Origin of the sequence: Microbacterium sp. 71-23 (assembly GCF_001897265.1) — a bacterium.
Taxonomy (GTDB): Bacteria; Actinomycetota; Actinomycetes; order Actinomycetales; family Microbacteriaceae; genus Microbacterium; species Microbacterium ginsengisoli.
In genome coordinates this window covers 461,299-471,577 of the sequence record NZ_MKSL01000008.1, presented here as the reverse complement: position 1 = coordinate 471,577, position 10,279 = coordinate 461,299, and the positions used below count along the sequence as shown (strand labels likewise).

Genomic DNA, 10,279 nt, shown 5'->3' with positions numbered 1-10,279 from the left:
GGCTCGAACTCCTCACCCGCCACACCGGGCCCGCCGGCATCGCCCTCTCCCGCCAGAACCTCCCCGTCCTGCCCCGAGAGATCGATGGATTCGCCGGGGCGGAGGGCGTCAGGAAGGGCGCCTATGTGTTGGTGGATGCGGAGGACGGCACCCCCGACGTGATCTTGATCGCGACGGGTTCCGAAGTGCACCTGGCCGTCGAGGCTCGCACGCGTCTCGCGGCCGAAGGAGTGCAGGCCCGCGTCATCTCCGCCCCCAGCCTCGAATGGTTCGCCGAACAAGACGACACCTACCGCGAGTCCGTACTCCCCTCGACGATCAAGGCCCGGGTCTCGGTCGAGGCGGGCTCGACGCTCGGCTGGCACCGGATCGTCGGCGACGCGGGCCGCGTCATCGGCATCGATCACTTCGGCGCCTCGGCGTCGGCCGGCGAGCTGCAGCGCCGCTTCGGCTTCACCGTCGACGCGGTCGTCGCGGCGGCGCACGAGACGATCGAGGCGACAGCGTGAGCACGCCGACGGCCGCCCTCGCCGCGGCGGGCGTGAGCATCTGGCTCGACGATCTCTCCCGCGAGCGCATCGAGTCCGGCGAGCTCGCCGAACTCGTGCGCACCCGCAACGTCACGGGAGTGACGACCAACCCGTCGATCTTCCAGGCGGCCATCACCCGCGGTGCGGGGTACGGGCCGGCACTCGCGCGGGAAGCCGCGGCCGCGGCATCCGTCGATGAGGCCATCCTCCGCATCACGACCGACGACGTGCGCGACGCCTGCGATGTGCTGCGGGAGGTCTACGACGCGACGGGCGGCGTCGACGGACGCGTCTCGATCGAGGTCTCCCCCGAGCTCGCCCACGACACCGAGGGCACCATCGCGCAGGCCTTCGCCCTGCACGCCGCGGTGGCGAGGCCCAACGTGCTGATCAAGATCCCCGCGACCCGCGCGGGACTTCCGGCGATCACCGCCGTGGTGGCGGCCGGGGTGTCGGTGAACGTGACGCTCATCTTCAGCCTCGAGCGCTATACCGAGGTCATCGACGCCTACCTCGCCGGCCTCGAGCAGGCGCGCGCGAACCGCCTCGACCTGACCACGATCCACTCCGTGGCCTCGTTCTTCATCTCGCGCGTGGACACGGAGGTCGACGCCCGGCTCGCGGCGATCGGCACCGACGCGGCACTCGCCCTGCGCGGCCAGGCGGCGCTCGCGAACGCCCGCCTCGCGTACAACCTGTACGAGCAGCGGTTCGAGGAGCCCCGGGTACGGGCGCTGCTCGCCGCCGGGGCGAACCGTCAGCGGCCGCTCTGGGCGTCGACCGGCGTGAAGGACCCGTCCTTCCCCGACACCCGCTATGTCACCGAGCTGGTCGCGCGCGGCACCGTCAACACGATGCCGGCCGCCACCCTCGAGGCGACCTTCGACCATGCGATCATCACGGGCGACACGGTCACCGCCCGCGATGCCGACGCCCGGGCCGTTCTCGACGCCCTCGCGGCGGCGGGGGTCGACTTCGGCGATGTCACGCGGCTGCTCGAAGAGCGCGGAGTCGCGGCGTTCGTCGATTCGTGGGCCGATCTGACGTCAACGGTCGCGGCCGCACTCGCCCCGGCGCTCACGCACTGAGCCCGACCCGGCCGCACGACCCCGGAAGGCGCGCACAGTCGACCGAATCGACAGGCACTCGACGCGGGCCGATTCGAGCCGGTAGTCAGGCCTGCGGCGGCAGCGCGCCGTCAGGCAGCGCCCGCACGGTGCGCGGGCGCGCGCCGGCGAGCACGGCGCCCGCGCTCGCGATCACGACGAGCGCGATGCCCGCGATCTCGAGCAGGGCGAGATGCTGTCCGAGAAGCAGGAATCCCGCCACCGAGGCGGTCGCCGGGCCGAGACTCATCAGCACCGCGAAGACGGATGCCGCGACCCGCCGCAGCGCGAACAGTTCGAGGGCGTACGGGATGGTCGACGACAGCAGCGCGACGGCCGCCCCGAGGCCGAGCAGCTCAGGTCGCACGAGGGCGGAGCCCGCGTCGACGATGCCGAACGGCAGCGAGACCACCGCGCCCGCCGCCATCGCGATCGCGAGGCCGTCGAGTCGGGCGAAGAGCCGCCCCACCCGTGCGGAGGCGAGGATGTAGAAAGCCCAGCTGGCGGCCGCGGCGAGTGCGAACACGACCCCGAGCAGGTCGAGTCGATCCCAGCCGCCCCCGCCCAGGGCCGCCACTCCGAGGGCGGCGATTCCCGCCCAGACGAGGGCGCTCGCACGGCGGGCGACGATGATCGACAGGGTCAGCGGGCCGAGCACCTCGATCGTGACCGTCACACCGAGGGGCAGACGCTCGAGGGCGAGGTAGAACAGACCGTTCATGAGTGCGAGCACGAGCCCGAACGCGAGGGCCGAGAGCCAGGCGTCTCGCGAGAGCCCGCGCAGGCGCGGGCGGGCGATCGCGAGAAGCACGAGCGCCGAGAACACGAGTCTCAGCATCACCATGCCGAGAGGCCCGACAGCGGGGAAGAGCAGCACGGCGATCGACGCGCCGACCTCCTGACAGGCCAGACCGATCAGCACGAGACCGATCGCGCCGTAGCTGCTGCGGGCAGGGGACATCGCACTCTTCCAACCGTCGGGGAACATTCCGATCAAAGCATGTCCTCCCGACATCGCCGTGCGGGGGTGACGTACGAGGTCGCCGGCCGTGCGTAGGGTGGAGGCATGCCCCACCTCTTCGACGCCGACGCCCTCGCAGGCGTCCTCGGTCACATGAACTCCGATCACGCCGACGACAACCTGCTCATCGCGCGCGCGTTCGGTGACGCTGACGCTGTCGGCGCAGTGATGATCGGGTTCGACGGCTCGGCCGGCGAGTGGAGCTACACGACCTCGACCGGTGAGGAGACGCTGCAGGTGCCCTGGCCGGGAGGCGAGATCACCGAACGGCGAGAGGTGCGCCGCGAGATCGTGGCGCTCTACGACGCGGCCTGCCGGCGCCTGGGCGTCGAGCCGCGTCCGCACGAGTGACCTCCGAGGAACCCGCGCAAAGGCTCTGACGCAACGCGAAGGTTAGGTTCCGCTTACCTGAAGGTATAGTGGGCGACATGACGACGCCCATCCCCTTCTCCACCGCCCTGCGCGAGCGCTCCAGCGGCGCGCACTCCGGCAGCGAGAGCGCCGGGTTCATGGCCGATCTCCTCAAGGGGGAGGGCACGCGCGAGGACTACGTTGCTCTCGTCGCCCAGCACTGGTTCATCTACGAGGCGCTCGAAGGGGCGGCGGATCGCATGCGCCGCGACCCCGTGGCATCCGTCTTCATCAGCGACAAGCTCACGCGCCTGCCGGCCCTCGAGGCCGACCTCGCGTTCCTCATCGGCGACGACTGGACGCAGCGCATCACCCCGCTGCCGACGACCGAGCGCTACGTCGCCCGCATCCGTCAGGTCGGCGCCACGTGGGCGGGCGGCTTCGTCGCCCACCACTACACGCGCTACCTCGGCGACCTGTCGGGCGGACTGTTCATCGGCAAGCTGATGGCGCGCCGGTTCGGGTTCGAGACCAACGGCATCGGGTTCTACATCTTCGGCGACATCGCGGACCCCAAGGCGTTCAAGGACGTCTACCGCGAGCAGCTCGACGCCGCCCCGTGGGACGAGGCCGAGAAGCAGCGGGTGATCGACGAGGTGCTGCTCGCCTACCGGTTCAACACCGAGCTGTTCGACGACCTCGCCCGCGCGAAGGCGGATGCCGCGGCCTGACCGCCCCGCGCATCGGCGCCGCGTCAGCGGGCCGCGGCCATGAAGCGCGCGACGTCGGGATCGACCCGGATGTCGCTCGGGCGCAGCGGCCGGCGGAGGTACAGCCCGTCGATGGAGGTCAGCCGCGACAGGGCCACGTACGTCTGCCCGGGCGCGAACGCCCCCGAGCCGAGGTCGATGACCGCCCGGTCGTAGCTCTTGCCCTGCGACTTGTGGATCGTGACGGCCCACGCGAGCCGCAGCGGGAACTGGGTGAACTCGGCGACGACGTCCCGCGTGAGCTGACGGGTGGTCGCGTGGTACGCGTAGCGGTAGCGCTCCCAGACCGCCGGTTCGACGTCGTGCTCCTCGCCGTCGACGCTCACCCGCACCTTGTCTCCCGTGATGCGGGTGACGGTGCCGATCGTGCCGTTCACCCAACGGGGCGGCTCGCCGTAGCCGGCGGTGTCGTTGCGCAGGAACATCACCTGCGCGCCGATCTTCAGCTGCAGCTCGACATCGGCGGGGTACGCGTCACCGCGGCCGAAGTCGCCGTTGATCTCCGCGACGGCGGTCTGCGATCGCCCGATGAGGGCGTCGAGGTGGCGTTTGTTGATCGCATTGACCGCGTCGTTGCGGGTCGCGAGGGTGATGATCGGCTGCTCGCCGTCGACCGGCTCGGGCGGTGTGCGGGCCCCGTGGCCGTTGAGCACTCCGGCCATGTCGGCCGTCACGCGACCATGGCGCACGGCGTCGAGGAGCGCCTTGAACGCCGGGTCGGACTGTCGATGGATGTCGCGCAGCTCCCGGATGTGCAGGGTCGCGCCGTGGCGTCCGAGGTCGATGATGCCCGCGGCATCCGGTGTCTCTCCGGCCCAGACGTGCGCGTCGAAGAACCAGTGCGACCGGTAGTGGTCGTGGAGGTAGCGCAGCTCGTCGCCACGCGGCGGCACCGGGGCGAGCTGGTAGGGATCGCCGAACATGACGACCTGCACGCCGCCGAAGGGCTCCGCGCGGCGGCCCCGGGCCTGACGCAGCGCCCGGTCGATGCCGTCCATGAGGTCGGCGCTGACCATCGACACCTCGTCGATGACGAGCATGTCGAGGGCGCCGAGCAGCTTGCGGGTCGCCTCGGGCTGGGTGAGCTCGGTGTTGGCGATGAGGCCGATCGGCAGCCGCAGCAGCGAGTGGATGGTCTGCCCGCCGACGTTGAGTGCGGCGACCCCCGTCGGCGCGCAGACGGCGACGCGCTTGGCGGTGTGCTCGACGAGGTGGCGCAGCAGCGTCGACTTGCCGGTGCCCGCTCGACCCGTCACGAAGACGTTGTCGCGCGTGCCCTCGATGAGCTCGTAGACCTCCGTCTGCTCGCTCGAGAGGGGGGTCGTCTGCACCCGTCCATGCTAGGTGCGCGGGCGCCCCGCGAGCCGTGGGGGCGTTTCCCGGGTGGCGGCGCGGCCCGGTTCCTACACTGTGAAGGTGACTGTCGCCGAGCCGGATGCCGCCACCCCCCGGGTGCGTCGGCGTCGGCCGTTGTGGGTCGATCTCACATCGATCGCGCTCGTGACCGCGCTGCTGCTCGCGGGTCTCGGCGTCGGATCCGCGGCGCTCTACCGCCAGTTGTACAGCCCGACGGCGTTCGTGCTGCACTATCTGTCCCTCCTGTCGGATGGGCGGGCCGGCGACGCGCTCGCGGTCCCGGGCGTGGCGCTCACCCCCGATCAGCTGTCCGCCGCCGGGCTGCCGTCGACGGCCTCGTCCGCACTGCTGCGATCGACCGCGCTCGGCCAGCTCTCCGATGTGAACGTCGTGTCGGAGTCGTCCGAAGGCGCCGTCACGACCGTCACCGTCTCGTACTCCGCCGGCGGTCACTCGGGCACCACCGCGTTCCGCGTCGCACCCGGCGGGCAGCTCGGTGTGCTCCCCACCTGGCGCTTCGCCACGAGTCCGCTCGCGGTCATGTCGCTCACCGCGCTCGGCACGATGCAGTTCGGCGTCAACGGATTCGTGGTCGACAAGCGGCAGGTCTCGCCCGACGGCGAGAACGTGAAGCCGACCGAGCCGATCGCGATGCTGGTCTTCTCCCCCGCCCTCTACGCGATCCGCATCGACACCGACATCTCCTCCTCGAGCGGGACGGCGGTGCTGACGAACGCGCCGGGCGTCGACATCCCGGTCACCGTTCAGGCGCAGCCGACGGCGCAGTTCACCTCGGTCGTGCAGCAGCGGGTGAACGAGTTCCTCTCGCAGTGCGCGACCCAGCAGGTGCTGCAGCCCACCGGATGCCCGTTCGGCTATGTCGTGCGCAACCGCGTCGAGGGCACTCCGACGTGGTCAATCACGCAGCAGCCGACGATCCAGGTCGTTCCCGACGGCAACGGCTGGCGCATCCCCGACACCGCCGCGGTCGCCCACATCCAGGTGACGGTGCAGTCGCTCTACGACGGGTCGGTGCGACGGGTCAGCGACGACGTCCCCTTCACGGTGAACGCCGGAATCACCGTCAACCCCGACGAGACGGTCGCGATCTCGATCGGCGGCGGAACGAACTGACCTGCCGGATGCCGCGACTTCCCGCGCCGGACGATCAGGCGTCGCGGTCGGGGTGCCGGCGGGCGGCGGCGAGCGCCGCGTCGTACGCGTCGAGCTCGGCGTCGCGCTCGCGGCGCGCAAGACGGCGGGACGCGGCATCCGCGGGTCTGGGGGTGCGCGCGACCATGACGGCGAGAGCGAGCAGTGGCACGAGACCGCACCCCGCGACGACGACTCCCGCCCGGCGCTGGTCATCGAGGGGCTCCGCGCCCCAGGCGGGGGCGAGGGCGCCGAACCAGTCCGCGACCCACAACGACGCGGTCGAGACGAGCACGGCGGCGAGGGCGATGACGGCCGCCGCGACCAGCACGATCGCGAGCGCCCGCGCCGCCGTCGCGGTGCGCGGCACGACGACCGCCCGGACGAACAGCAGACCGGCCGCCGCGGCGACGCCGATCGCGAGGTCGGTGCCGATGCGGTGGCTCAGCGTCCAGCGCAGCACGTCGGTCGCTGTCGCGAGCCAGAGCACGGCGATGAGCAGCAGCGCCGCGACGACGGGGGAACGCAGCGCCCGCGGCGGTGCGAGCGGGGCGAGCGGGGCGGATGTCTCGGCGCCGGCGGTGCGCGCAGCGCGGGGCGGCGTCGCCCACGCGACGAGCACGGGCACGGCGAGTGCGACGATCAGCAGTTGCGCGAGCCGGGCGCTCAACAGCACGTCGGCGTAGACGGCGAGTCCGCCGCACGTCGCCCACAGGAACAGCACGACCGCGACCATTCCTGCGCCGAGACGCGCGGGCGAGCGCCGGGCGCCCGCGACCGCGGCTCGGCGGCGCACGACGAGCCACGCGATTCCCGCTGCGGCGACGGTGAGCCAGAGCGGGTCGAGCGCGACACCGAGCAGCAGCGATCCGATCGTGGGCACCGGGGGCAGCGGCATCCCGGTGAGCACCTCGGCGGGGGTCGCGTCGGCCGGCGGCGCGACGGGCTGCGTGCCGATGCCGACCGCCGCCCCGAATCCGAGCAGCGCGGCGAGCGCGACCAGCGCGATCACGAGAGGTACCGGAGCGCGCGAGGCCGAGACGACGGCCGCTCCCACGACGATCCCGGCGCCGACGGTCGAGACGGTGAGCATCAGCAGAGCCAGGCCCGCGGCCGGGCGCGGCGACGCGCCGGCGGCGAGCGCCGCCAGCGGCACCACTGCGAGCGCTGCCAGCACCGCGAGCACTCGGACGGCCCGCACCGTGCGCACCGACACCAGCAGCACGGCGATGAGCGCCGCCAGCACCGTCGTCACGAGCCAGAGTCGTCCCGTCGACGTTCCCGTGACGAAGCCCGCCACCTCGGCGCCGAATGCGGGATCGAGACCGGGTGTGAGGTCGAGCAGCGACACGGCGGTGAGGACGGTCGCTGCGGCGGCGGCCAGGGCGAACACCGCGGCCGCACCGGCAGCGACCGCCACGAGACGCCCGAACGCGGCGCGGGCGACGGTTCCGCCGGCGACGGCGAGCACGAGACATCCGATCGTCGTCGCCACCCCGAGCCGCACCAGCACCTCGGCGAGCGGCAGGAGCCAGCCGACCAATCGGCCGGGCGCCGACAGACCGGCCGTCACCAGCGCCGTGGCGAGCGCTACGACGGCAAGGAGCACAGGGGCTCCGATCCGCCAGGCGCGCGCAGTCACGCGGTCCAGCCTAGGCGGGGGCCGGGTGGCATTCCCGTGCGCGCGACCATAGCCGGACGCGCCACGATAGAGGGATGTCGCACCCCACCGCCACCGCGCCCGCGCGACGCCGCTGGCTGCAGGCCATCGATCGCCCTCGGGACGTCGTCGCGTACATCACGCCGAACTGGTTCGCCTCGGTCATGGGGACCGGCATCGTCGCGAACGCTGCCGTCGCCCTCCCCGTGCAGGTGCCCGGCCAGCGCACCTTCGCACTCGTGGTGTGGCTGCTCGCATCCGCCATGTTCCTCGCGCTGATCGTCGCGACCGCGCTGCACTGGATCTGGTTCGGCGGCGTCGCCCGCGGTCACCACAGCAATGCCACGATGGCTCACTTCTACGGCGCACCGGCCATGGCGGCACTGACCGTCGGACTCGGCACGCTGGTCGTGGGCGTGGACATCCTCGGTGAGCCCGTGGCGGTCGCGATCGACGCCGTGCTGTGGACCGTCGGCACGGTGCTCGGCCTGATCGCCGCCGTCACGATCCCCTACCTGACTTTCACCCGCCACGACGTGCGGGAGGACAGCGCGTTCGGCGGATGGCTCATGCCCATCGTCCCGCCCATGGTGTCGGCGGCGACCGGCGCGGCCCTGCTACCGCACATCCCCGCGGGCCAGCTGCGGCTCGACTTCCTGCTCGCCTGCTACGCGATGACCGGCATGACCGGCATCGCGGCGCTCATCATCCTCACCCAGCTGTGGGGGCGCCTCGCCCGCCACGAGGTCGGGGCCGTCGCGATGGTGCCGACCTTGTGGATCGTTCTCGGACCGCTCGGTCAGTCGATCACCGCGGCGAACAACCTGGGTGCCGATGCGCACCTCGCCGCTCCGCCCGACCTGGCATCGGCGTTCTCCGCCGCGGGCGTCGTGTTCGGCGTGCCCGTGCTCGGCTTCGCCCTGCTGTGGGGTGCCCTGGTCGTCGCCCTGACGATCCGCGCCGCGCGCGCCCACCTGCCGTTCACTCTCACCTGGTGGTCGTTCACGTTCCCCGTCGGCACGTGCGTGACGGGGTCCGCCGCCCTCGCCGTGCACACCGGCTCGCAGGCACTCGCGGCGCTGTCCGCGGTGCTGTTCGTGGGGCTCCTCGTCGCGTGGGTCACCGTCGCCGCGCGCACCCTGCACGGAGTATTACGCACGGGTCGCCTACTGCTGCCGCCGGCCTGACGTCGCCGCGACGCCACCGCGAACGAAGCCGGACACGACGAAGGGGGGATGCCACGTGGCATCCCCCCTTCGCGGAGTCGAGAAGACTTACTTGACGGCAGCCTTCAGCTTCGAGCCCGCGGTCACCTTGACGCGCTTGCCCGCGGCGATCTTGATCTCGGCGCCGGTCTGGGGGTTGCGACCGGTGCGAGCGGCGGTCTCGACCTGCTCGAAGGCGATCCAACCGGGGATCGAGACCTTCGCGCCCTTGGCGACGCTCTCGGCGACCGTGGCGAACAGGGAGTCGAGCACACCCGAGACCGTGGCCTGGCTCTGACCCGTTGCGCTCGCGATGCTCGCGACGAGTTCGGTCTTGGTGATGGACTTGTCGGCCATGTGGTTCCTCCAGGCGCCGAAGCGCCTCTTGTCTGGGTCCGGTCACCCGAGGGTGCCCGGTGTGGTCGGGTTCGACCGTGCTCGAATATACCCACTTTCCGCGTGATTCCGCGGATTTTCCGCACTTTGACGGATCGGTGGCGGCGTGTCACGAGGCGCATGACGCTCGTGGGGCTGCTGTGACTGCTGATCAGGCCGGTGCGCGCGGATCACCTCGTGCGCGGTGCGCGCGAAGTCAGGCGTGACGAGGCCAGGACCGTCGAGATACCCGCCGACGAGCGCAGCATCCCGCAGGAGGACGAGGGAGGCCGCCACCTCGCGCGGACGGACGAGGCCGGCTGCGCCAGCGAGGTCGGCGAGGGTGGTGCGGAACCACGACCGGTGCTCGTCGATCAGGCGGCGCACAGGTCCTTCCTCGGGGTACTCCGCCGCGGCGTTGATGAACGGACATCCGCGCGTGTGCCGCAGGCGCACGTCGTCGGCGATCCCGCCGACCACGAGGTCGAGGAGGATCCCCGGGTCATCGGACGCGGTCGCCGCCTCGGCGAAGAGCGCCCGCAGCTGCGCGTCCTCCCCTTCGAGGTAGGCCAGGACGAGGCCCTCCTTGCCGGCGAACTGCTTGTAGAGGGTCGCGCGGGTCACCGACGCGTGCTCGATGATGCGATCGACGCCGACCGCATGGATCCCCTCGGAGTAGAACAGCGTCGTCGCCGCCTCCAGCAGGCGGGTCCGAGCCGAGGGGCGGTCCGCTGTTGCAGCGCTCATGTGATC

General features: G+C 71.8%; 11 protein-coding genes. 6 read left to right on the top strand and 5 right to left on the bottom strand.

The window, feature by feature from the left end; all coding sequences use genetic code 11:
• Positions 1–509: transketolase-like TK C-terminal-containing protein (locus BGO15_RS02410; protein WP_286746978.1), on the top strand; the 509-nt coding region annotated here is incomplete at its 5' end.
• Entirely contained in the window at positions 506–1,618 is a 1,113-nt protein-coding gene (gene tal / locus BGO15_RS02405) for a transaldolase (RefSeq protein WP_056518782.1), read from the top strand. The genes BGO15_RS02410 and tal, both read left to right, overlap by 4 nt.
• Positions 1,619–1,703: 85 nt before the next feature.
• Here tal and BGO15_RS02400 read toward each other — a convergent pair whose 3' ends face one another.
• Positions 1,704–2,597 carry an EamA family transporter gene (locus BGO15_RS02400; protein ID WP_045247013.1) on the bottom strand — a complete coding sequence of 298 codons (894 nt, stop codon included), beginning with the start codon at positions 2,595–2,597 and terminating at the stop codon, positions 1,704–1,706.
• Between the two features lie 105 nt (positions 2,598–2,702).
• Between BGO15_RS02400 and BGO15_RS02395 the strand changes: the two genes are divergently transcribed.
• Positions 2,703–3,008 carry a DUF2470 domain-containing protein gene (locus BGO15_RS02395; protein WP_056518784.1) on the top strand — a complete coding sequence of 102 codons (306 nt, stop codon included), beginning with the start codon at positions 2,703–2,705 and terminating at the stop codon, positions 3,006–3,008.
• Between the two features lie 77 nt (positions 3,009–3,085).
• Positions 3,086–3,739 carry a biliverdin-producing heme oxygenase gene (locus BGO15_RS02390; protein ID WP_056518786.1) on the top strand — a complete coding sequence of 218 codons (654 nt, stop codon included), beginning with the start codon at positions 3,086–3,088 and terminating at the stop codon, positions 3,737–3,739.
• Positions 3,740–3,762: 23 nt separating this feature from the next.
• Here the strand turns inward: BGO15_RS02390 and BGO15_RS02385 are convergent, their stop codons facing one another.
• A complete protein-coding gene (locus BGO15_RS02385; protein WP_045247016.1) occupies positions 3,763–5,109 on the bottom strand; it encodes an ATP-dependent DNA helicase in 1,347 nt (448 codons plus the stop codon).
• An 85-nt stretch (positions 5,110–5,194) separates the two neighbouring features.
• On the opposite strand from BGO15_RS02385, the gene BGO15_RS02380 reads away from it, so the two are divergent.
• Positions 5,195–6,268, top strand: a complete 1,074-nt coding sequence (locus BGO15_RS02380; protein ID WP_056207431.1) for a hypothetical protein — start codon at positions 5,195–5,197, stop codon at positions 6,266–6,268.
• A gap of 34 nt (positions 6,269–6,302) precedes the next feature.
• Here the strand turns inward: BGO15_RS02380 and BGO15_RS02375 are convergent, their stop codons facing one another.
• Positions 6,303–7,928 carry a cytochrome c oxidase assembly protein gene (locus BGO15_RS02375; RefSeq protein ID WP_137878665.1) on the bottom strand — a complete coding sequence of 542 codons (1,626 nt, stop codon included), beginning with the start codon at positions 7,926–7,928 and terminating at the stop codon, positions 6,303–6,305.
• 74 nt (positions 7,929–8,002) lie between these two features.
• On the opposite strand from BGO15_RS02375, the gene BGO15_RS02370 reads away from it, so the two are divergent.
• The gene (locus BGO15_RS02370) at positions 8,003–9,133 is read left to right on the top strand and encodes a TDT family transporter (protein ID WP_056207326.1); all 1,131 of its coding nucleotides are present in this window, start codon (positions 8,003–8,005) and stop codon (positions 9,131–9,133) included.
• Between the two features lie 87 nt (positions 9,134–9,220).
• Here the strand turns inward: BGO15_RS02370 and BGO15_RS02365 are convergent, their stop codons facing one another.
• Positions 9,221–9,508 (bottom strand): HU family DNA-binding protein, encoded by a 288-nt coding sequence (locus BGO15_RS02365; protein WP_045247020.1) that lies wholly within the window; start codon positions 9,506–9,508, stop codon positions 9,221–9,223.
• Between the two features lie 42 nt (positions 9,509–9,550).
• On the bottom strand, positions 9,551–10,273 hold the full coding sequence (locus BGO15_RS02360) for a TetR/AcrR family transcriptional regulator (RefSeq protein ID WP_082486265.1): 723 nt from the start codon (positions 10,271–10,273) through the stop codon (positions 9,551–9,553).
• Positions 10,274–10,279: the final 6 nt, after the last annotated feature.